18 protein-coding genes are annotated in these 23412 nt (G+C 38.3%); 16 read left to right on the top strand and 2 right to left on the bottom strand.

Annotated features, from left to right (window positions below; all coding sequences use genetic code 11):
• Positions 1-32 precede the first annotated feature (32 nt).
• From yajC to RST01_RS07845, 3 genes are all read left to right on the top strand, one after another.
• Positions 33-305, top strand: a complete 273-nt coding sequence (yajC, locus tag RST01_RS07855; RefSeq protein ID WP_066788467.1) for a preprotein translocase subunit YajC — start codon at positions 33-35, stop codon at positions 303-305.
• Positions 306-441: 136 nt separating this feature from the next.
• A complete protein-coding gene (locus RST01_RS07850; RefSeq protein ID WP_147195782.1) occupies positions 442-672 on the top strand; it encodes a hypothetical protein in 231 nt (76 codons plus the stop codon).
• Between the two features lie 45 nt (positions 673-717).
• Positions 718-1350 carry a DUF421 domain-containing protein gene (locus tag RST01_RS07845; protein WP_066788463.1) on the top strand — a complete coding sequence of 211 codons (633 nt, stop codon included), beginning with the start codon at positions 718-720 and terminating at the stop codon, positions 1348-1350.
• Here the strand turns inward: RST01_RS07845 and RST01_RS07840 are convergent.
• On the bottom strand, positions 1345-2862 hold the full coding sequence (locus RST01_RS07840; protein ID WP_147195780.1) for a putative polysaccharide biosynthesis protein: 1518 nt from the start codon (positions 2860-2862) through the stop codon (positions 1345-1347). The two genes, RST01_RS07845 and RST01_RS07840, sit on opposite strands and share 6 nt — an antisense overlap.
• Before the next feature lie 83 nt (positions 2863-2945).
• Here RST01_RS07840 and RST01_RS07835 point away from each other — a divergent pair, with 83 nt between their 5' ends.
• From RST01_RS07835 to RST01_RS07775, 13 genes are all read left to right on the top strand, one after another.
• Positions 2946-3245, top strand: a complete 300-nt coding sequence (locus tag RST01_RS07835) for a post-transcriptional regulator (protein WP_066788457.1) — start codon at positions 2946-2948, stop codon at positions 3243-3245.
• Positions 3246-3784: 539 nt separating this feature from the next.
• Positions 3785-6052: a protein translocase subunit SecDF gene (secDF, locus tag RST01_RS07830; RefSeq protein ID WP_147195778.1), complete on the top strand. Its 2268-nt coding sequence runs from the start codon at positions 3785-3787 to the stop codon at positions 6050-6052.
• A 133-nt stretch (positions 6053-6185) separates the two neighbouring features.
• On the top strand, positions 6186-7601 hold the full coding sequence (locus RST01_RS07825; RefSeq protein WP_147195776.1) for a S8 family serine peptidase: 1416 nt from the start codon (positions 6186-6188) through the stop codon (positions 7599-7601).
• 120 nt (positions 7602-7721) lie between these two features.
• A complete protein-coding gene (gene recJ, locus RST01_RS07820) occupies positions 7722-10079 on the top strand; it encodes a single-stranded-DNA-specific exonuclease RecJ (protein WP_147195774.1) in 2358 nt (785 codons plus the stop codon).
• Positions 10070-10582: an adenine phosphoribosyltransferase gene (locus RST01_RS07815; protein WP_066788449.1), complete on the top strand. Its 513-nt coding sequence runs from the start codon at positions 10070-10072 to the stop codon at positions 10580-10582. Before recJ ends, RST01_RS07815 begins: the two co-directional genes overlap by 10 nt.
• Before the next feature lie 160 nt (positions 10583-10742).
• The gene (locus tag RST01_RS07810; RefSeq protein WP_147195772.1) at positions 10743-12935 is read left to right on the top strand and encodes a RelA/SpoT family protein; all 2193 of its coding nucleotides are present in this window, start codon (positions 10743-10745) and stop codon (positions 12933-12935) included.
• A gap of 18 nt (positions 12936-12953) precedes the next feature.
• On the top strand, positions 12954-13400 hold the full coding sequence (dtd, locus tag RST01_RS07805) for a D-aminoacyl-tRNA deacylase (protein ID WP_066788445.1): 447 nt from the start codon (positions 12954-12956) through the stop codon (positions 13398-13400).
• Between the two features lie 373 nt (positions 13401-13773).
• Entirely contained in the window at positions 13774-16557 is a 2784-nt protein-coding gene (dinG, locus tag RST01_RS07800) for an ATP-dependent DNA helicase DinG (protein WP_147195770.1), read from the top strand.
• Between the two features lie 98 nt (positions 16558-16655).
• Positions 16656-17138 carry a cell wall elongation regulator TseB-like domain-containing protein gene (locus RST01_RS07795; protein ID WP_147195768.1) on the top strand — a complete coding sequence of 161 codons (483 nt, stop codon included), beginning with the start codon at positions 16656-16658 and terminating at the stop codon, positions 17136-17138.
• Positions 17139-17518: 380 nt separating this feature from the next.
• The gene (asnS, locus tag RST01_RS07790; protein ID WP_066788436.1) at positions 17519-18814 is read left to right on the top strand and encodes an asparagine--tRNA ligase; all 1296 of its coding nucleotides are present in this window, start codon (positions 17519-17521) and stop codon (positions 18812-18814) included.
• An 89-nt stretch (positions 18815-18903) separates the two neighbouring features.
• Positions 18904-19635: a DnaD domain-containing protein gene (locus RST01_RS07785; RefSeq protein WP_147195766.1), complete on the top strand. Its 732-nt coding sequence runs from the start codon at positions 18904-18906 to the stop codon at positions 19633-19635.
• A 15-nt stretch (positions 19636-19650) separates the two neighbouring features.
• Entirely contained in the window at positions 19651-20313 is a 663-nt protein-coding gene (gene nth / locus RST01_RS07780; protein ID WP_147195764.1) for an endonuclease III, read from the top strand.
• The gene (locus RST01_RS07775) at positions 20306-20656 is read left to right on the top strand and encodes a YpoC family protein (RefSeq protein WP_147195762.1); all 351 of its coding nucleotides are present in this window, start codon (positions 20306-20308) and stop codon (positions 20654-20656) included. Before nth ends, RST01_RS07775 begins: the two co-directional genes overlap by 8 nt.
• An 85-nt stretch (positions 20657-20741) precedes the next feature.
• Here the strand turns inward: RST01_RS07775 and RST01_RS07770 are convergent, their stop codons facing one another.
• The gene (locus tag RST01_RS07770) at positions 20742-23408 is read right to left on the bottom strand and encodes a penicillin-binding protein 1A (RefSeq protein ID WP_147195760.1); all 2667 of its coding nucleotides are present in this window, start codon (positions 23406-23408) and stop codon (positions 20742-20744) included.
• Positions 23409-23412: the final 4 nt, after the last annotated feature.

Raw genomic sequence — 23412 nt, 5'->3', positions numbered from 1 at the left:
GAAACAGAGAGACAAAAGGGGGATTTTTGGACATGCAATTACAAGCTTTTCTACCAATGATTATTATCTTCGTGCTTATGTATTTAATGTTGATTCGTCCTGCTCAAAAGCAGCGTAAAAACACTCAAAACATGCAAAGCAACTTGGCAAAAGGAAACAAAGTTGTAACAATTGGTGGGCTTCATGGTATCGTTGAAGCCATCGATGATGCTTCAGTCGTTCTAAAAGTAGAAGATGGCACAAAAATGCGTTTTGAACGTGCGGCCATCGGCAAAGTTTTAGATGATGCAGCTGCTGTAAAGTAGTCTCGTGTATAAAACGCGTAGCTATTGGAATGCTAATAATGTAAAAAAAAAGCCTTTATTTCTTTAGAAATAAAGGCTTTTTTATTTTATACGTCGAATAATAAACATATTCATCTTTTTTAAAGGAAGCGATTATTTGCCTAAAAAACAATGGAATACTAAAAAGAAAGCACAGCAAATGGGCTATGATGATACAATTCACGAAAGATTAGCAGCTAAGCAACGAATGGCCCAAAATAGATTTGGCAATAGAAAGCCGAAAATGCCGACTAAGCCAAAGTGGGTTCGCTCTTTAGGATATATTATTTTTATTATCTTGATAGCCGCTCTCATAGTGATAGCCTTCTATATATTTTTGAATGAATAATTTTACGGGGAATGCAAAGTATAAAGAATAAAAGGGGTCATAAGATTGAACGATTTAATGGTTGTTTCTTTTCGTATGTTCCTTCTTTACTTTATTCTTATCATTATAATTAAGCTAATGGGAAAACGTGAAGTTGGCGAATTAAGTATGATTGATTTAGTCGTATTTATATTATTAACAGAAGTAGCTGCATTTGCAGTGGAGGATAAGAAGAGAAACTTTTTCGAGTCGTTGCTGCCTATGATCGTTTTGCTTGTGCTGCAGGTGGTCATTTCCTTTATCTCTCTGAAGTTTAAAAATGTTCGAGATATCATTGATGGAGATCCCACTCTCATTATTCGAGATGGGGTGCTTCAGGAAAAGGAAATGAAAAAGCAGCGGTATAATTTAGATGATTTATTTCAGCAATTGCGAGAACAGCAAATAGGATCGATCCAGAGTGTGGCCTATGCCTTTTTAGAGTCATCAGGAAATTTAGCTGTATTTAAAAAAGGTGAGATGCATCCTATATTGCCGCTCATCGTTGATGGCGAAATACAGACAAAGCACCTCATCCTTATACAGAAAGATAAATTATGGCTTATAAAAAAATTAGAGGAAGCTGGATACAAAAATCCAAAGGATATATTCTATTGCTGTTTTGAAGATGATTCCCTTCATGTTCAATTAAAATCATAGTCTTCTGCGTATTGTTTTCGTTAAGTAGCGGAAATCGTTGACGCGGATTTGGTCAGCGAGCATTAAGACAACAAAAACTAAACCAAGCGTAATAGAACAATTCATCCAAAGATTCAATTGGTCTGTCGGCAGGATGTATTCTCGGAAAATAACTATCAACACAGATGCCCAATAAGGGATAATGACTAGCTTAAAACCTGTATCCACAAATTTCTTTTTTCGAATTGTTGCAATATGCAAAAATGAAGTAATGAGTACACCAAACCCAATGGCAATAATGGCGCCGGTTTCGGCTATTTGCGGCTGGGAAGCAAGCGCGAGCATGACAACCAGCTTTCCGATACCGCCATACACAGAGTTCATCATCGCTGCTTTAGCTTCATCTAAAGCCTGCAAGATAGAATTCAGTGGGCTTTGTATATAGTAAAAGAAAAAAATAGGTGCTAAAATTTTCATATAGCCTCTGTCTTCAGATAAATTAAAAAGTTTCACGGCTAAAGCATCTCCATAAAGATAAAAGAAAACAGCGCTAAAACAACCGACGATGGTCGACAACCTAAGCGCGATATGGACTCGTTCTCTCAATAGAGAATTCTTTCCTCTTGCTACAGCATCGCTGACAGCTGGAATCAGCACAACAGCTAAGGCTGCAGGAATAAAGGCAGGGAATAATAGTAATGGTATATGAACACCTGAAATAATGCCATATTGCTTCGTGGCAGCAGCAGCTGTTAAACCAGCTATTGTAAGGGCCTTTAAAAAGACAATTGGTTCTAAAAACCAAGTAAATGAACCAAAAAGGCGACTGCCTGTAGAAGGCAATGCAATGCCAAGTATTGGTTTTGGAGAAGAGTAGCCTTTCGATCCAACAATAATTCCTTTTCTCTTCGCATGGAGGTATTTCCAGTATAAGTAAAGTAATGCTACCGCCTCAGCAAGTCCAGTAATGACCATTGCGTAAGTGGCTGTGAGCGCAGGAGATTCTTGGTTTACCCCGTAAGGCAAAAGCCATGTGATCATGGCGATGCGGATAATTTGCTCAAGTGTTTGGCTCCATGCAGTTTCACCTATGCGAGCAAGTCCTTGGAATAAACCTTTTAAAAGTGCAGACGCCATAGATAGCGGCACGGTAAATAAAGAGACATATAATAGCATGGCCACTTTTGGGTCATGCAATAAATCTTTAGCGATATAAGGTACTGCAAACATGATGATGGGGAAGAAAAGCAAAATAGATAAATAACTTAACAGCCTAGAAGTACGCATCAACTTGCTGATTTCCAAACGCTTTCCCTTTGCTTCTAATTCAGCGACAATTTTAGCGATGGCAATGGGGATGCCGAGCTGTACTAGGGATAAGAAAAAGATAAATGCGGGATAGGCGGTCATATAAACGCCGACAGCTTCTTCGCCTGCAACGCGCATAAATTGCATACGATACAAAAAACCTAATAGTTTAGATAGTAGTACGGCGCCCATCAATAAAAAGGTGCCATGAAAAAATGATGTCATAAGTTCCCTTCTTTCTATCAATACATTCTGCAAAATAGTAAATTTAAACTTGTACGTTTAAAACTTGAAAGGGCGTGAGTAGTTTGGTAGTTCAATATGAAAAACTATTTAATAAAGTAATGCCTGTGTTAGCTATGAGGAAAGCTGATTTTCGTATGGAAGGTTTAAAAAGTATTACAGAGCAAGATATATGGCGTTATTTAGTATTGAAAAAGTGGAAAAAATATAGCGAAGCAGATTTAGCTTTGCATAAGGTAATTGCAGATATTTTTTCTTTAACTGCTGCTCAGTATATGACCTTTAGCCAAGTGGAAGAACTAAAAACCTCAAATTGGTTTGCCCCAATTAATGAGGATGAATTAAAACTATTAATTGGAAGATAGATAAATGGGGTTTTATGGTTTTTATGTTTCATTTATAATGTAGAAACAAAAAATTTTATTGATGATATTTTTCCTTTATCTGTATGTCAAAATAACATGGATATTGATAAAACTCCTTCTAAAATGACAGAAAGTATCGAAGATTGATTTGACAGGTAGGCAATCGTGTTTCATAATAAACGTGTTATACATTCAAATTGAGAAAACGAAACAATAGAAGGAAAATTACAGAGAATGCTGCTTAAGTGGCGAATCAATCGCGTAATTGTGCATTTGTTTTGAACTAGGACAAACTTTTATACAAAGTAGTAATGAACAATTTACACAACCATACATAACTTATGATTCGTTTACTTTGGTCAGTAATTTTACTGCAAGTGTTTCCGCATGACTGGGTACTTTGTGCCTTTCTCAAAACAGTAAATATAAGAGTTTTGTCAAAGAAAGTGGCCCACTCATGCCCGATTGGTTCAACTAATCAATCAGTAGAGATTAAACCTTTGCTGATTAAAGTTTCACTTTATTAGGAGGAAGTTTTAATGAAATTGAAAAGCCGAATCGTCGCGTTTCTACTGATTGTCGTTGTAATCGGCTCTCTTATGGGAACGACCGTAAAAGGCGTACTAAGTAACATTAACTTAGGCCTAGACTTGCAAGGTGGATTCGAGGTGCTTTATCAAGTTGAGCCGCTGAAAAAAGGACAAAAAATCACTGAAAGTGATGTAAAAGCAACTGCTGATGCGATCAGCAGACGTGTCAATGTCCTCGGCGTAAGTGAACCGAGCATCCAAATAGAAAGCGGCGACCGAATCCGCGTTCAATTAGCGGGCGTCAAGGACCAAGAGTCAGCGAGAGATGTTTTGTCAAATCAGGCAAACCTTACTTTCCGTGACGTGAATGATAAAGTATTGCTTGATGGGAATGACCTTCAACAAGGCGGAGCTAAGCCATCTTTTGATGAACAGGGCCGTCCAATGGTTACCCTAAAACTGAAAGATCCGGATAAATTCGGACAAGTGACAAGCAAAATTGCAGCAATGGGCACACCAAATAACTTATTAGTCATTTGGCTAGACTTTGAAGAAGGCAAATCTTCTTATAAGAAAGAAGCTGTCAAAGCAGATCCTCAATTCGTTTCTGCTCCACAAGTAACAAAGGAAATCAACTCTAAAGATGTCCAAATTACAGGGAGCTTTACTGTACAAGAAACGAAAGACTTAGCAGGTATTTTGAATGCCGGTGCTCTTCCAGCGAAGCTGAAAGAAATGTACTCCACTTCTGTGGGAGCACAGTTCGGTGATGAAGCGCTAAAAAGCACGGTAATGGCTAGTATCATTGGTGTAGCAGTTATCTTTATCTTTATGCTATTAGTTTACCGTTTACCAGGTTTAGTAGCAGACATAACGCTACTGATCTTTACATTTATCACATTAGTTATTTTTGATTGGATCAATGCTGTATTGACATTGCCGGGTATCGCAGCGTTAGTGCTCGGGATAGGTATGGCAGTTGATGCTAATATCCTTATGTATGAGCGGATTAAAGAAGAACTGCGTGTCGGCAAAACAGTCAAAGCCGCATTTAAATCAGGCTCTAAATCTTCATTTACAGCTATTTTCGATGCCAATATTACGACATTGCTTGCGGCCGGCGTATTATTCGTCTTAGGTGTAAGCTCTGTAAAAGGTTTTGCGACAACATTAATCATTTCTATTCTAGTCAGCTTCTTGACTGCAGTATGGGGGACACGTGTCCTCTTAGGACTACTGGTGAATAGTGGCTACTTAGATGGAAAAGTTCGATGGTTCGGCGTCAATCCAAAACGCGTCCATAAAATTGAAGAAGGCGTGGATACACTTGATTTAACAACACGTTTTGATCGTCTCGATTTTGTGCACAACCGCAATAAATTCTTTGCTTTGTCAGCAGTTTTAATCATCGCAGGGATGATTGTGTTAGGCATTTTCCGTTTGAATCTAGGTATTGACTTCTCTAGTGGTTCCCGTGTAGAAGTTCAATCAGAACATTCTCTCACAACGGATGGTGTGGAGTCTTATCTTAAAAAGGCTGGTTTTAAATCAGATGATGTCGTAATTTCCGGTAACAAAGATCGGGCTGTCATCCGTTATAAAGATGACTTCACAAAAGATGAAGTGAAACAGATGAAAGCGGACTTCAAGAAAGAATTTGGTCATGAGCCAGCAATCAGTACCGTGTCCCCTACAATCGGACAAGAACTGATTAAAAATGCGATCAAAGCATTAATTTATGCAGCGATTGGCATAATAATCTACGTTGCATTCCGATTTGAATGGCGAATGGGTGTTGGTGCGATTGTCTCGCTATTGCATGATGTATTCTTTATGGTGGCGATCTTTAGTTTATTCCGTATAGAAGTAGATATTACATTTATCGCAGCTGTACTGACTATTGTCGGTTATTCGATTAATGACACCATCGTTACATTTGACCGGATTCGTGAAAACTTACACCGTGTGAATAAAATTAAGAGTCCAGATGAGTTGGCGCATATTGTAAACAAATCACTTCGCCAAACATTAGGACGTTCTGTAAATACAGTATTAACTGTGATTATCGTTGTAGTTGCGTTAATGATTTTCGGCGCAAGCTCTATCACTACGTTCTCGATCGCTTTATTGATCGGTTTAATTACAGGTATTTACTCTTCCATCTACATCGCTGCACAAGTTTGGTATGTATTGAAAGTGCGTGAGATGAAGAAAAAAGGTAATGTAGATGTAGGCAAAAAGAAAAAACAATGGGGCACAGACGAGCCTGTTGTGTAAAATTTTAATCCATCCACTTGATGATGATCGTGTGGATGGATTTTTTTATATTTCTAAAAAATTTTTATAACGTTTTTACTGGAGTTGATTTATAATCGAGCTTGACGCTATACCTAAAACAGGAGACTACATAATGAAGAATAATAGATTGCTCATCAGTTTATTGACTACATTCGCGCTTTTAATTCTATGCTTTCCTTATTTAGCAAAGGCAAGCAATCCTACAACTCAACAAGCTATGATTATTTATCGCAACTCAGTTGGAGAAAAACAGGTTTTAACTGCAGCAAAACATGTAGAACAAAATTATCATCACTTACAGACAATTGCTGGCACTTTTAATAAAGCAGATATTAGGAGACTCAAAAAGAGCTCCTCAATTGTAAAAGTTGAAACAATAAAAAAAGATACACATCTCTTTTCAATGCCTGAGAAAAAACAAGGCAGTGAGATACCATCAGCACTTAATTGGAATATGTCTTTAATCCATGCAAGCAATGCATGGACGAATGGGCTTAGTGGCAAAAGTGTAAAGGTTGCACTCATAGATACAGGAGTGACTTCCAAAGTCAATTGGCCAAATGTTTACCGCTATTCATTCGTTCAGGATGTACGTTCAACTTTAATAGACGAAAGTTCTCCTTATGATAACGATGGCCATGGTACCTTCATCGCAGGCATTCTATTAGGTAATGCAAGAAATAACTTATTAGGTGTTGCGCCGGATATGTCACTATACAGTTTAAAGGTTTTTAAACCTGATGGAGCGCCCATTCAGGCAATATTAAAAGCGCTTGATTGGTCAATTGCACATAAAATAGATATTGTAAATCTATCACTTGGTATGAAAATGGATGATGCTATTTTAAGGAATGCTATTGCAAAAACATCAAAAGCAGGTATCATCTTAGTGGCAGCAGCGGGGAATGATGGCAATGGGGAAAATGTTGAATATCCCGCACGTTATAGCCAAGTTATTGCCGTCTCATCCATAGACAAGCAAAGCCGTATTTCATCTTTTTCGAACACGGGTACGCAGATAGAGTTTGCAGCACCTGGTAACAGTGTTTATTCTACTGATCTTCAAGGAAATAGAAGATTAGGTTCAGGCACATCATTTGCCACGCCACATGTGACTGGTTTTCTCGCATTACTGAAGCAACAATATCCCCGCGCGACCAGTAGTCAATTAAGGAAAGCTCTACGGGACTATACGATTGATTTGGGTGTAAAGGGGAAGGATCCTTTATATGGCTATGGATTGATTGATTTCAGTCATCCTCTGCCGAATGACGTACAGGATATACAGATAAGCAATATTACCAGCTCTTCTGCAGTAGCTGTAATTAAAGCAACTAAAAGTCTGAATAGCCAAAGTGGAAACTACCGTATTTACTTAAACGGAAGCTATGTAAAAACTATCAATACAGATCGCTATAAATTCACTAATTTGAAGAAAAAAACGACGTATAAAGTGGAAATCAAGACAAGAGGGAAAGATGGAAGGCTGTCGCCTGGAGTTGAAAAGACATTCCGTACGCAATCCTAACAAGTAATTTTGGTATTGGTATAAGAGCGGTAACTCTAGCATGTAGAGGTCTTATTTTGGCCATTCTGCTTTCAATCTATAAGCTTACTTCTGTATAATAGAATGATAGGGAGTGACGAAATGACAGCAACAGAGAAGAGATGGCGTATCAATCGCCCTGATGAACGACTTGTGGAAATGCTAGAAAAAGAGCTTCGTTTATCACCTATCTCAGCTAAAATATTAGTCGCACGCGGTTTTGACACTGTTGAATCTGCGCGTGCTTTTTTAATGGTCGATGAACATTCAGTACACGATCCTTACGATTTGTATGGTATGCACGATGCAGTAGATCGTATAAAACAAGCGATACAAAATAAAGAAAAAGTTTTAATATATGGAGACTATGACGCCGATGGCATTACAAGCACTACTGTTCTAAAAACGGCTTTAGTAGATTTGGGAGCTGATGTCCATCACATTATTCCTAATCGTTTTATTGATGGATATGGACCAAGTGAGCGATTGTTTCGACAAGCATATGAAGATGGATTTCAGCTGATTATTACTGTCGATAATGGAATCGCTGGCAATCATGAAGTGCAAGTCGCTAAAGAGTTGGGGATGGATATCATAGTGACAGATCACCATGAGCCTGGTGAAGAGTTGCCTAATGCAGATGTGATTATCCATCCGAGACATCCGGATGGCCATTATCCTTTTGGAGAGCTTGCTGGTGTTGGGGTAGCATTTAAAGTAGCACATGCTCTCTACGGTGAGTTGCCGCAACATCTCCTCCCCTTTGTCGCGATTGGTACAGTTGCCGATTTGGTGCCATTATTGGATGAAAATCGTTATTTAGTAAAAGCGGGAATAGAAGCGCTTCAACAATCTAAACAACCTGCTATTCAAGCACTTTGCCAAATTGCTGGTGTTAAAGCACAAGATATTGATGAAGAGACAATTGGTTTTGGTTTTGCACCACGGCTAAATGCATTAGGCAGACTCGGAGATGCTGCACCGGGGGTCGACTTCTTAATGACGCAGGATAAAGAAGAAGCGCAGTCTATGGCGAACTATTTAAATGAACAAAATAAAGAACGACAAGCAATCGTGGCGAACATTACCGAGCAGGCAATTGAAATGGTGGAGAATGATCCTGAGATTGGCGATGCAAAAGTACTAGTCCTAGCTGATGAAGGATGGAACCCAGGTGTTGTTGGTATAGTCGCATCAATGCTTGTAGAAAGATACTATAAACCGGCAATCATACTCTCAATAGATCTCGAAAAAGGGACTGCTAAAGGTTCTGCCCGCAGTATTGAAGGCTTCCATATGTATAAGGAGCTTGCGAAAAATAGCGAAATATTGCTAGCATTTGGCGGTCATCCAATGGCAGCAGGAATGACACTTGCTGTAGAAGAAATTGACGAGCTCCGCATCCGCCTTGATGAACAAGCGAGGGCAGGTTTAACAGATGAAGACTTTACTCCAGTCCTAAATATTGATATTCCGCTTGCTGTAGAGGAAATTGACGTTACTTCTATTGAAGATGTACGTCGTTTGTCTCCATTTGGTACTAGTTTTGCAAAGCCTGTCTATGCGATTGAAAATGCGACAATCCAGTCAATGCGCAAAATTGGAGCAGACGAGAATCATATCAAACTCCAAATCGCATCCAGGAATGGCGATTTAGATGCAGTTGGTTTTCATAAAGGATATTTGGCTGATGAATTGACGTATGGCATTAAAATAAATTTTGCAGGCGATTTGCAGATCAACGAGTGGAATGGCCGGAAAAAACCCCAGCTTATGCTTGCAGATGTCCAAACAGATGAATGGCAATTATTTGATCTACGGGGCATCCGCCAAGTTTCGAGATGGCTTCAAAGTATTCCTTTAGAAAAAGTTACATTTATCGCTTTTCAAAACAGAACCCTGCAGTATTTTGATTCCTTCATACCTGCTGAAATAATGATTTATGAAGAAAAAATGACTCCGCAGCAAATAGAAAGCTATGTTGTGCTGCTCGATTTACCAACAAACGCTTCACTGCTCGAAAAATTATTAGAAGAAGCAAATCCAAGACGTGTTTATGCCCATTTTTATATTCCAGAGTCACATTACTTTGATGCTATGCCAACAAGAGAACAATTTGTTTGGTACTATTCCTTCTTAAAGAAAAGGCGTACATTCCATCTGAGAGAGCATTTAATGGAATTGGCAAAACATAAAGGCTGGAGCCGTGATTCGTTAATTTTTATGACACAGGTGTTTTTTGAACTAGGATTTGTTACAATAGAAAATGGTCTCGCTCAAATTGTGGACAATCCACCGAAAAAGGATTTAACAAGCGCGAACATTTATCAAGAACGGCAGCAGCAAATGGAATTGGAACAAACTTTATTGTATGCGCCTTATAAGGATTTAAGAGAGTGGTTTGACTCGCGGATGAAGAGTCAAACAGTTTCTGAGGAGGAACATAGCAAATGGATTTAAAACAATATGTGACAATCGTAGAGAATTGGCCAAAAGAAGGCATCTCTTTTAAAGATATCACTACAATTATGGATAATGGTAAAGCATATAAATATGCAACTGACCAAATTGTCGACTATGCTAAAAAAGTGGGCGCTGAATTAATCGTAGGTCCAGAAGCTCGTGGCTTTATTACAGGATGCCCTGTTGCTTATGCACTTGAGATTGGTTTTGCTCCAGTTCGTAAACCGGGCAAATTGCCACGTGAAGTCATTTCAGCTGATTATGGCTTAGAGTATGGCAAGGATACTTTAACTATGCATAGCGATGCTGTAAAACCAGGCCAAAAAGTGCTGATTGTCGATGATTTATTAGCGACTGGCGGAACAGTGGAAGCTGCAATTCGCTTAGTAGAAGAATTAGGCGGCGTTGTGGTAGGCTGCGCATTCCTTATTGAACTAGAAGAACTTCATGGTCGCGATAAAATTGAAGGGTATGACGTCTTCACTTTAATGCAATATTAATTTTTTATTATAGCGAGTCTGTGGTCAAGTAGATTATAGACTCGCGAAATTTGTCGAAATATCAATATTTCGGGACTAATAGCCTTTACAAACAGGCTATTTTTTTTATACAATTAACTTTATACTCAATCGGCAAATTTATGAAATAAGGTGGGCAATCATGGCGAAAGATCAAGTGATGACAGTCGAAGAAGTTTTCGCAATACTCTCATCATATATGAATGATGAACATGTAGCATTTGTAAAAAAAGCATACGAAGTGGCAAAAGAAGCGCATAAAGAGCAATTTAGAAGCTCTGGTGAGCCATATATCCTGCACCCTGTGCAAGTTGCGGGCATTTTAGCTGATCTCCAAATGGATCCAGAGACGGTTGCAGCGGGCTTTTTACACGATGTCGTAGAAGATACATCTGTTACGCGCGAAAACCTTGTGGAAGAATTCAATGAAGAAGTCGCCATGCTTGTAGATGGCGTGACGAAATTAGGGAAAATCAAATATAAATCTAAAGCAGAACAGCAAGCTGAAAACCATCGCAAAATGTTTGTCGCTATGGCCCAAGATATCCGAGTAATTTTGATTAAATTAGCGGACAGACTACATAATATGAGAACGTTAAAACACTTACCTGTAGAGAAACAGCGCCGTATTTCAAAAGAAACACTCGAAATATTCGCTCCACTAGCACATCGCTTAGGGATTAGTGCGATTAAATGGGAGTTAGAGGATACAGCTTTGCGCTACTTGAATCCTCAGCAATATTATCGAATTGTCAACTTGATGAAAAGAAAACGCGTAGAACGTGAGAACTATTTACAATCAGTCATGGATGAAATCAACGATCAGTTAGGTGAAATCCATATCCATGCAGAACTTTCGGGCAGACCAAAGCATATTTACAGTATTTACCGGAAAATGTCTATGCAAAATAAACAATTCAATGAAATATACGATCTTTTAGCCGTGAGGGTAATTGTAGATAGTATTAAAGATTGTTACGCTGTCCTTGGTACAGTCCATACTCTCTGGAAACCTATGCCAGGAAGATTTAAAGATTATATAGCTATGCCAAAACAAAATCTTTATCAGTCGTTGCATACCACTGTGATTGGTCCATATGGCGATCCTCTTGAAGTCCAAATTCGCACGAAAGAAATGCATAAGATCGCAGAATTTGGGGTAGCTGCACACTGGGCTTACAAAGAAGGTAAAAATGTTGATCAAAGCAAATCGAATATTGACAATAAATTAACATGGTTCAGAGAAATTCTTGAATTCCAAAATGAATCATCGAACGCTGAAGAATTTATGGAATCGCTAAAATTTGATTTGTTTTCTGACATGGTTTATGTATTCTCGCCTAAGGGTGATGTAATCGAATTGCCTGCAGGTTCTGTTCCTATCGACTTTGCTTACCGTGTCCATTCAGAGATCGGTAATAAAACCATTGGTTCAAAAGTGAATGGTAAGATGGTGCCCCTAGATACGAAGTTGAATACAGGCGATATTGTTGAGATTATGACTTCAAAACAATCGTTTGGTCCAAGCCGTGACTGGTTGAACATAGCCCAATCATCTCAAGCGAAACATAAAATTAAGCAGTTCTTCAAAAAGCAATTACGCGAGGACAATGTGACTAAAGGGCGCGAAATGATTGAAAAAGAGATTGCTGAGCAAGACTATGATCCAAAAGAAATATTAACACCTGAAAACTTTAAACGCGTATGTGAAAGATTAAATTATGCCAGTGCAGAAGAGATATTTGCGGCAGTTGGATTCAATGGAATGACGGCTGTACAAGTAGTCAACCGCTTATCTGAACCATTGAGAAAGCAACGTAGTCAAGAAGAAACGCTGGAAAAAATCACAAAAGAAATGAAAGTGCCTCAAAAAGAAAAAGTAACCGAAACAGGTGTTATGGTAAAAGGTTTGGAAAATTTATTGATCCGTTTGTCTCGATGCTGCAATCCGGTGCCGGGTGATGATATTGTCGGTTTTATTACTAAAGGGCGAGGTGTTTCTGTGCATCGTGCAGATTGTCCTAATATTAAAGCTGAGGATCAAGAACGGTTGATTGATGTTGAATGGAGCAAAAACCTAGAATCAGAACAAAAACTATTTGATGTAGATATTGAAATATCAGGTTTTGATCGTGAAGGTTTACTGAATACAGTGATTCAAGTAGTTACTGAAACCAAAACGCCAATTATTGCTATTAGCGCACGTACTGATCGGAATAAGATTGCAACAATCAATATGACGTTGAAAATTCGCCATATCCATAACCTGTATAAAGTGGTAGAACGCATTAAACAAATTCCAGATATTTATCTAGTGCAACGTGTCATACATTAAAATTGGAGTGACGATTACATGAGAGTAGTAGTTCAACGAAGCAAAGAAGCCTCTGTTACAGTGGACGGAAAAGTAACAGGAAGCATCGAACAGGGCTTTGTTTTGTTAGTCGGCATTACACATGGAGATACGAAAGAGGATGCAGACTTTATTGCTAAAAAAATCGCTAAAATGCGCATTTTTGAAGATGAAAACGGCAAAATGAATCTTTCGATAAAAGAGTATGGTGGAGCAATTCTTTCCATTTCGCAATTTACTTTATATGCGGATACAAAGAAAGGAAATCGTCCAAGCTTTACAGATGCTGCCCGGCCTGAAGAAGCTCATCTTTTATGGGAGTATTTCAACAGCACTCTATTTGCTCTTGGCCTACATGTCGAAACTGGCATCTTCGGTGCTATGATGGATGTGAAGCTGACCAACAGTGGACCAACAACTATAATTATTGATTCAAAAACCCGATGATTTAAAATCCTCGGGTTTTTTTCTCTCTTCGGATAATGGTAGGTAGAGGAGGTGTAAAATACTTATTTAAAGTGAAAATGATGTTGAGATAGAACAATATTAGCCCCTAATTGAACCTCATCGAATCGATTAACTTCATAAAATGGTGTTTCTTCCTGGACAGTGATTCCCACGGAAAACATCGTCTGAAGCATAAAAAACTAAATGTTGTAAGCAAGTTCTTCATTCATTTTTTCATTTACTAAAATACTACAATCCTAGCAACTACTTTTTTGCTAAAAATCAACGAATAAAACCTAACACCAGAGTCAGCTAAACTGGCTTAAATATGATAAAATCTTGTATATACCATTACGGAAAGTTGTGAAGAAGATTGGAAAGCCAAACGTATGCAATTGTAGATTTAGAAACAACAGGTCATTCCTCACAACAAGGGGACCGAATCATTCAAATTGCCATAGTCTTGATGAAAGACTGGGAAATACTATCAACCTATACGACCTTCATCAATCCTGAGCAAAGAATTCCTTATTTTATTCAGGATTTGACACATATATCTGAAAAAGAAGTGAAAAATGCCCCTACTTTCGAAGAAAAAGCAGAAGAAATATATGAAATACTACAGGATACAGTGTTTGTTGCTCATAACACCGATTTTGATTTGCCTTTTTTACAAGCTGAGTTTAAAAGAGCAGGATTGCCAAATTGGGTTGGAAAGCATTTAGATACAGTAGAGCTGGCTAAAATTTTATTCCCAACAGCCTATAGCTTTAAACTTCAAGATTTAGCACTAGAGCTCGGGATAAGATTAGCTAATGCACATAGAGCGGATGATGATGCAGCCGCGACAGCATATTTATTAAAGGCATGTTGGCACAGGCTTTTAGCACTGCCTTTATTGACTCTTGAACAGCTTCATGAGCGTTCTTTTCAACTTAAATCTAATATTTCAAGATTGTTGTTAGATGCTATTCATATAAAAAGAACTCAACAGAGTGCTACTTCGGATCATCATTTTTATTATCGGCGTTTAGCGTTAAAGCAGCCGCCTAATGATGGAGAAGATAGACAGGAAATCATTGAATATCCAGTAACCTTTCAAGAAAAGAAGCAGCTTTTTGAAAAAGCATTTCAACACTTTGAAGTGAGAGAAGATCAGTTCAAAATGATGGATGAGGTGTGGGAAGCCCTCCTGAATAAAGAGGAAATTATGACAGAAGCCTCTACAGGAATTGGCAAAACACTCGCATATTTGATACCTTCCATTATTTATGCAAAAAAATATCATTGTACGATGGCAATTAGTACATACACATCTCATTTACTTGATCAATTATTGCAAGAAGAATTGCCGAAGGCCGAGTCAATATTACAGAATAAGGTGTCAGCTGTTATCGTAAAAGGGATGGATAATTATATTGATTTAGATCGTTTTTGCGATTTGCTTGAGGTAAAGGATGTTTCTTACGATGAGAATTTCACCAAATTACAATTGATTGTCTGGCTCCAAGACACAGAAACAGGAGATTTAGGAGAAGTAACACTAACAGGTGGCGGAAAATATTTCGTCGATAAAATAAGGCGGATGGAAACAACAGCGGAAAACAGGAGAAGAAAACCGTCTTTTGATTTTTATTTGCAAACACTCCATGCGTGCAAAAAAGCAGATTTAATCATTACAAATCATGCTATGGTGCTTGCTGATTTAAATCGGCCTGACCCAGTTTTTAAAAATGTGAATGGATGGATTTTGGATGAAGGCCATCAATTTATCCAAGCGGCGACAAATCGTGCGGAAAAAGTCTTTTCATACTCTAAATGGAAGCATTTATTTGGCCAGTTAGGTTCATCCGAATCAAGCGGTATTGAACATCCATTCTATCTTAATTTAGTGAGTAGTCATACAATATCAACAAGACAGCTAACAGCATTGGATGAGCAATTTAAAGATTTAACTTCGTTGTTTGATAAGTCGATTATGGCCATGTTAAGAGGGCTACCTTCAGAAAAAACAAAAAAAAGCCATCATAAACAAAGCTACTTACTATCACAGCTTAATTTACAGACGACTGTATTTAAAGAGTATAGCTATCGGTTGAATCAATGGCTTTCACTTGCCAACTACATGACCAATGCTTATTTGCGTTATCCTGATGAATTATCGACAAAGCAAAAGGTACATCTTGCTGATTGGCAATACCAATTGAATGAACTGCAAGTCTATCTAGCTGAATGGGACTCAATTTTCTTGCAACAGATTGAAAATGATGCTGCTTGGATGGAGCTAGACCTAAGAAACCTTCCCGGCAGTGTACATGTCTATAAAAGACCAGCAGAAGTGGAAGAGTCAGTAGCGGGAATTTTCCAATCCTTCCGCCAGACTGCTGGCATCATATGGGCATCAGGGACGTTAACGGTACCTAAAAATCCACGTTTTATTGCAGAGCAATTGGGTCTTGAAAAGACGGTTCCGCTACACCAATTCCAAGCTCCATCGTCTTATTATAGCGGTGCAAGTGTCTATGTTGTAGAGGATATGCCAGACATACAGAATGTATCTCAAACTGTTTATATTGAATCTGTAGCAGAAGCGATAGTCCAGACGGTGCTAGCAACAAATGGCAGATGTTTTGTATTATTTACATCACAAGACATGCTTCGAAAAACAGTTGACCTTATACAAGAAACTGGTACTCTGGATGACTATATGTTGTTTGCACAAGGTATGTCTTCGGGCAGCAGGATGCGACTTCTAAAGATGTTCCAGCGTTTCGAGCATTCAGTGCTGTTTGGAACTAATAGCTTCTGGGAAGGTGTAGATGTCCCTGGTGACGCACTTTCTGCTGTCATCGTTGTGCGGTTGCCTTTTTCTTCACCTGAAGATCCTTACTTTAAAGCGCGTGCCGCAAGAATTACCCAAAAAGGTGATAATTCGTTCTATAAATTATCACTCCCAGAAGCAATATTACGCTTCAAACAGGGTTTTGGAAGATTAATCCGATCATCTGAGGATAAAGGTGTTTTAATAGTGCTCGACAGGCGTATAGAAACCAAATCCTACGGTAAAGAATTTACAAATGCATTGCCAAATGTGCCTGTGAAAAAAGTAACGCTCGATGCTATGGTTTTAGAGTTGGAAAATTGGTATAATAGCTAGTTTGAAGTGGGTTTCTTGGAGCTGAAGGCTATGATTCATCTCCAAGAAGCAAGCTCGATATCCAAAATAAAATAAACAAAGAAATATAAGGTGATTGTATGAAAAATTGGATAAAATTCTTCGCTATATTTTTACCGCTATTAGCTCTCACAATTCTGGTGATTGTTGGATGGAAAGCATTTTCGCCTTTTTATCAAACAGAGAAAACTGCGAAAGCGGCAGTTTTGCATAAACAAGAACTGTCATCCGTCACGGAGTCGTATGTATACCATGGAAAAGAATCTTATGTGACGGTAATTGGTAAAGATAGCTCAGGAAAAAGAAAAGCACTGATTGTGTCACAAGAGAATAAGAAGGAAAAACCAACAGGAATTTATTTGAAAGATGGGATTTCCAAAAAAGACGCAATAGCTGAAGCATCTAAAAAAGGAGATGTGAAAGAAATTCTTCACGCCAAACTAGGTATCGAAAAGCCTGGAGTTGTTTGGGAAATTACCTACAAAAATAAGAAGGGTCAATTGAATTATGTGTATATCCTCTTTGAAGATGGTCGTTGGTGGAAACGTTTAACGAATCTATAGAAAAAATATAGATGATTAATATAATTGGACCTTTGATTGGGTAAAAAACAGGAGTTCTTAAAGAATTTATCCTTTTTACACGAAATTTGCTGAGAATTTGTATATAATGGTGTTATAGTATTGACGCTTCACATTTCCTTTGAGAATTCAAGGTGACAGAAACCGTAGGTAATGAATTAGTCCATTGTGATTACTAACTTAGGTAACGGCTGATTCATATCACCAATCGTTTCGGCTTAATGAATTGCGGCTCAGCCTTTACTTCAATTAGAATTGTGAGTGTAAGAATTTCGTCGCTTATGTGATGAGAAGTTCAATGAAGTTGCTTATTATGATTTTTAAAATTATCATAATAGATATTTAGCATGCTGGAGGACAATATGAAAAAAATTTCTATTCAAGACATGCCAAAACATGTCGGCGAAACAGTAAAAATCGGCGCTTGGCTAGCAAATAAAAGATCAAGCGGAAAAATCGCTTTCTTGCAATTGCGTGATGGCTCTGGCTTTGTGCAAGGAGTTGTTGTAAAAGCGAATGTGAGTGAAGAAACTTTTGCTGCGGCAAAATCTATTTCACAAGAAAGCTCTTTATATGTGATTGGTGAAGTAACTGAAGATACTCGTTCTTCTTTCGGTTATGAGCTACAAATACAAGAAATTCAAGTAGTTTCAGAAGCTCATGATTATCCTATTACACCTAAAGAACATGGTGTTGAATTTTTAATGGACCACCGTCATATTTGGTTGCGTTCAAAAAAACAACATGCCATTATGGTAGTGCGAAATGAAATCATTCGTGCAACGTACGAGTTCTTTAATGGAGAAGGATTTAAAAAAGTGGATCCGCCTATCCTAACAGGTTCTGCTCCTGAAGGAACTTCAGAATTATTCCATACAAAATATTTTGATCAAGATGCATTCCTTTCACAATCTGGGCAACTATACTTAGAAGCTGCAGCTATGGCGTTAGGGAAAGTATTCTCATTCGGCCCAACTTTCCGAGCTGAAAAATCAAAAACACGTCGCCATTTAATTGAGTTCTGGATGATTGAAGGCGAAATGGCATTCTATGAGCATGATGAATCGCTAGAAGTACAGGAACAATATGTTGCATATATCGTGCAATCTGTTCTTAAAAATTGCAAACTAGAATTAGAATTACTTGGACGCGATACAACCAAGTTAGAGAATATACAAGCTCCATTCCCACGTATCTCATACGATGAAGCAATTGAATTATTGCATGAAAAAGGATTTGACGATATTCAATGGGGTGAAGATTTTGGTGCTCCGCATGAAACAGCAATTGCTGAACACTATGATAAACCTGTATTTATCACATGTTACCCAGTAGGAATTAAGCCGTTCTATATGCAACCTCACCCAGAACGCAATGATGTTGTATTATGTGCTGACTTAATTGCCCCAGAGGGTTATGGAGAGATCATTGGCGGTTCAGAACGTATCTATGATTATGAACTAATGAAACAACGTATAGCGGAACATGGTTTGGATGAAGAAGCTTATGCATGGTATTTAGATTTAAGTAAGTACGGTGCTGTTCCTCACTCGGGCTTTGGATTAGGCTTAGAGCGCACAGTTGCTTGGATTACTGGCGTTGAGCATGTTCGTGAGACAATTCCGTTCCCACGTCTACTTAACCGTATTTATCCTTAATAAATTTTAATTTTCAAGGCATGGCAAGAAGAATCGCATTTGCGCTTCTTCTTGTTCTATTTAGTGACTAAAAGGGAGGAGTTCTTGAAATGAAAGAAACGGAACGGCTCCAAGTATGGATTGAGCAGGGAAATGTAACCATTTCTCAGCTTTTTTTTCAATTCTACAAATTGCTTCAGATTTCGGATGAAGAAGCCATGCTGATCATGCATTTAAATGCATTTCAAGAAAGCGGCAATTCATTTCCAACACCAGCTAATATTGCGGAACGTATGACTATGAGTGAAGATATGGTCGCTACAAATATGCAACGGCTTATGCAAAAAGGGTATATGGAAATACATCAAAAGTTGGACGAGCAAGGTGTTTTATATGAAGTAATAAGTCTGATGCCACTTTGGAAGAGAATACTTGATTATATGACCACTCAAAATCAAAAAGATGAAACTACAAATGAAAAGTTAAAAGAGGGACAATTATTTCAACTTTTTGAGCAGGAGTTTGGACGTTTTTTATCGCCAATGGAAACAGAAATGATTTCTATGTGGCTAGATCAAGATCGTCATACACCAGAGGTTATCCGAAAAGCTTTAATGGAAGCAGTACTTTCTCAAAAGCTAAGTCTACGCTATATCGATCGCATTTTATTTGAATGGAAGAAAAATCATGTTAAAACGATTGAAGATGCAGAGAAACATTCGAAGAACTTTCGTAAAAATACTGTAAAAACAACCAAGGATTATCAAGCCCCTAAAGAATCAGACATAAAGAAACCAAATAATAATATACCTTTTTACAATTGGCTTGATCAACAAAAGTAAAAGGGGAGGGTTAGAATGTTATCAAAAAAACAATGGACATACTGTTTAGAAGAAATGGATAAGATGTTTCCAGAAGCACATTGTGAACTAATTCATAGTAATCCTTTCGAGCTTACTATCGCTACGTTGCTTTCTGCTCAATGTACAGATGCTCTTGTCAATAAAGTCACACCATCTCTATTTCAAAAGTATAAAAGACCAGAGGATTATTTAGCGGTCCCAGTAGAAGAGCTTGAACAGGATATCCGTTCTATAGGTTTATTTCGCAGTAAAGCTAAAAATATCCAAAAGCTATGTCAAAGACTTTTAGAGGTCTATCAGGGAGAGATCCCAGATACACGCGAGGAATTAGTGACGTTACCTGGGGTAGGGAGAAAGACAGCAAATGTTGTATTGTCAGTTGCTTTTATGCAACCGGCATTTGCAGTTGATACACATGTAGAAAGAGTGACGAAACGTCTAGGATTGTGCAAATGGAAAGATAGTGTGCTACAAGTGGAAGAGACGGTCATGAAGAAGACCCCACCGGAAAGGTGGTCTAAAGCACATCATCAACTTATATTCTTTGGTCGTTATCATTGTAAAGCGCAAAGACCACAATGCCACATTTGTCCATTACTTGAGCTTTGCCGCGAAGGACAAAAGCGATTAAAGAAAGGTCTTGTCAAAAATGATTGAATGTAAGAAAGAAGCAATAGAGAAAGATCGTGTAGACGAATGGTTTCAGCAATGGCTGACATTAGAAAAAAAAATCCATGCAACACATTCAAAACGGGAAGACGCAAAAGCTTATATGTTAGAAGCAATTCTTTTGTATGAAGGATTCATCATTCAAGCTTCTAAAACATCGGAGCAACAATTGATCAATGAAACATATGAAGTATTGCCGATTAATGGGTTAGAAAGATTGGCCTTTATTAAAAATAGGCCAGGTCAATATGCTTGCTATCGTCAACTGGCTGAATTGTTTGGTGAAACGAAGAAAAGGTGTGCTAGGTTAAGGCTTAAATATGCTAAGTGAAAAGTGTATTATAATCCACTATTTTATATTTATGAACAATTAAAAAAGCGTGAGAGATTTGATCTCTCACGCTTTTTTTATACATTTAATGATCTTGATCATTTTGAGAGTTACCCCTGTTACCTCTGTTATTGTTTGGATTATTCTCCTGACCATTGTTGCTATTTTCATTCCTATTACCGTTACCATGGCCATTTCCCACACTATTTGTATGAGCATTTACCTGTTCGTCATTTGCGTTACCATCATCTTGCCCATTGTTGTCACCAGGTTCCTGTTCCTGAGCTGGAGGCTCGTTTTCATTCCCATCTCCTGGCTGTTCTTCTTCAGTTGGTGGGGTAGGCTGTTCAACCTCACCCGGTTGCTCTGGTGACTCATTTTCATCTGTCTTAGGTTCTTCCGGCTCTTTTTCAGGAGCTTTTATTTGAATCGATGTTGTAGCAGCATCACTTGTTTTGCCATCCATTACTGCGACTACAGAAAATACATAGGTTTTGCCATCTTCTGGACCACCATATGTGTAAGATGTATTCGATGTTTCTGTTAAAGACTGGCTGCCTCCGCCATCTACCGAAACAGATACCTTATACCTTACTGATTGATCTTCTGGATGATCATGTGACCAAGATAAATTAACTGCCTTTGCATTTTCATCATAAGTTGCTTTTAAACCAGAAGGTGCATGAAGCTCTTCGTCTTCTTTTTTCTCTTCTTCTGGGTCTTTATTCTCAGCAACCGGTTGTTGACCTTTTACATAAAGCTCATTGCCTACTCTTACGACAGAATTAGGCTGCTTGAAATTAGGCGTTTCTTTATTGGCTGATATCTGAGACATAATCGTTTTAAATAGTTTTTGAGGAAGCAATTTCTCCTCGTTTGTCGTAATTGGTGATTTATAGTCGGTATAACCGCCCCAAACAGCGATTGAATAATTGGTTGTATAACCTGCAAACCATGAATCTGGCACGGCGGAAGCAGGAAGTCCATATTCACTGAATTGAGCAGTACTATAGTTGGTTGTACCCGTTTTCCCTGCTACATCAAGGCCCGGAATTCCAGCTGCTGAACCACTCGCACCGTATTTAGAACTTACCACATCACGGAGCATGTCAGTTACCATGAATGCTGTATAGTCGCTCATAGCAGGTACAGGGTCAGGTGTATACGATTTGGATGTTTTGCCGTCTCTGTATACAATTTTCTTAATTGCATGCGGTGCTGTGTAAATACCATTATTACCAAATGCAGCGTAGGCACTTGCCATTTCAATAGGAGTTAAGCTAATCTTCCCACCGCCAATTGCATCTGCTTCATATAATTCGTTCGTGTTAATGCCAAGGTTTTTAACAAATGCTTTGGCTTTATCTGCACCAACTTCTTTGAAAGTTTTTACTGCAGGTATATTTCGAGAGTTATATAGTGCTTGTCGAATGGTAACAGATCCTTTATATTGATGGTCGAAGTTGTTAATTGGTTGGCTTGAGCCCGTATAATTCATTGGTTCATCCACAATTGTTTTGCCAGTTGACCATTTTAAATTCTCAATAGCAGGACCATAATCTACTAACGGCTTCATCGTAGAACCTGGTTGACGTTTGTTCAATGCCTCTGCATAGTTGAAGCCACGTTCAGGACCGTAGTTGCGACCGCCACCAACAGCGACAATTGCACCTGTTTTAGTATCAATAACAGATAGGCCAGCTTGAATATCTTTAGTAGGGAAGTTAGCGCTATTATTCATTGTGCTTTCAACTACTTTTTGTGCGTTTGTATCAAGTGTCGTATAGACGCTAACACCTTCCTCTAACGCTTTTTCATCTTTATTTTCACTTAGTTCTTTTAGTACAACATCAATGAAGGCATCGTATTTAGACGCAGTAGTCTGTCTCTTGCTTTCAGGGAGAAGACCTTTTTTGATGTCTACTTTTCGTGCTTTTTCCATCTGTTCTTTAGTAATGACTTTATGTTGATACATTAAGCCTAAAACAATATTACGACGTTTTTCTGCTCGATCCGGATTTTTAAACGGATTGTAGGCGTTTGGTGCTTGTGGCATGCCGGCAAGCAAGGCCTTCTCATCTAATGTTAGATCTTTTAAATTTTTTCCATAAAATTTCTTGGCTGCTGTCCCAAAGCCAAATGTTTGCCCGGACATCAACACCTTATTGAAGTACATTTCAAAAATCTCTTCTTTTGAATACTCGCGTTCCAATTGGATTGCAAGGTAAGCTTCTTGGGCTTTACGTTTAAGTGTTTTGCCGTTATTTAAGAAAGAGTTTTTGATCACTTGTTGAGTTAAAGTACTGCCGCCTTGTGCGCCAAAACCAAACCTAAAGTTGGCAAGCACGGCCCCTCCAAGACGAACAAAGTCGATTCCGTGGTGTTTGAAGAATCGAGAATCCTCTGTTGCTAAAATGGCATCGCGCATATCTTTTGGAATATTGTCATAATCGACATGTTCGCGTTCTTGATTCCCCATTGTATAGAAGACCTTACCATTTGAATCAAAGAATTTAGTTGAAACAGGGTCTTTTAGCAACTCTTCATCTAATTTAGGCGCTTGCGCCGCATAAATGGCAAAAATAGATGCGCCAATTACAAATAATGCTATACCTAACGCTAAAACAGCGATTATAATCTTTTTGAACAAAGAACGATTTGGTTTTTTACCGTTGCTTTTTTGTTTGTTGCCCCTTCTTTTTTGTTCTTCTAGTTGCTTTCGCTGTTTCCGTGAATTAACTTGTTGATCCACAGTA

The organism is Rummeliibacillus stabekisii (assembly GCF_007988965.1).
GTDB classification, from domain to species: Bacteria; Bacillota; Bacilli; order Bacillales_A; family Planococcaceae; genus Rummeliibacillus; species Rummeliibacillus stabekisii.
This window is presented reverse-complemented; position numbering and strand designations above follow the sequence as displayed.

What these genes read in the sequence shown, in the direction of transcription:
- nth (WP_147195764.1), top strand. Translation starts at nt 19,651, where the DNA reads ATGTTATCAAAAAAACAATGGACATACTGTTTAGAAGAAATGGATAAG.
- RST01_RS07810 (WP_147195772.1), top strand. Translation starts at nt 10,743, where the DNA reads ATGGCGAAAGATCAAGTGATGACAGTCGAAGAAGTTTTCGCAATACTC.
- dtd (WP_066788445.1), top strand. Translation starts at nt 12,954, where the DNA reads ATGAGAGTAGTAGTTCAACGAAGCAAAGAAGCCTCTGTTACAGTGGAC.
- RST01_RS07785 (WP_147195766.1), top strand. Translation starts at nt 18,904, where the DNA reads ATGAAAGAAACGGAACGGCTCCAAGTATGGATTGAGCAGGGAAATGTA.
- RST01_RS07775 (WP_147195762.1), top strand. Translation starts at nt 20,306, where the DNA reads ATGATTGAATGTAAGAAAGAAGCAATAGAGAAAGATCGTGTAGACGAA.
- recJ (WP_147195774.1), top strand. Translation starts at nt 7,722, where the DNA reads ATGACAGCAACAGAGAAGAGATGGCGTATCAATCGCCCTGATGAACGA.
- secDF (WP_147195778.1), top strand. Translation starts at nt 3,785, where the DNA reads ATGAAATTGAAAAGCCGAATCGTCGCGTTTCTACTGATTGTCGTTGTA.
- yajC (WP_066788467.1), top strand. Translation starts at nt 33, where the DNA reads ATGCAATTACAAGCTTTTCTACCAATGATTATTATCTTCGTGCTTATG.
- RST01_RS07825 (WP_147195776.1), top strand. Translation starts at nt 6,186, where the DNA reads ATGAAGAATAATAGATTGCTCATCAGTTTATTGACTACATTCGCGCTT.
- asnS (WP_066788436.1), top strand. Translation starts at nt 17,519, where the DNA reads ATGAAAAAAATTTCTATTCAAGACATGCCAAAACATGTCGGCGAAACA.
- RST01_RS07795 (WP_147195768.1), top strand. Translation starts at nt 16,656, where the DNA reads ATGAAAAATTGGATAAAATTCTTCGCTATATTTTTACCGCTATTAGCT.
- RST01_RS07840 (WP_147195780.1), bottom strand. Translation starts at nt 2,862, where the DNA reads ATGACATCATTTTTTCATGGCACCTTTTTATTGATGGGCGCCGTACTA.
- RST01_RS07815 (WP_066788449.1), top strand. Translation starts at nt 10,070, where the DNA reads ATGGATTTAAAACAATATGTGACAATCGTAGAGAATTGGCCAAAAGAA.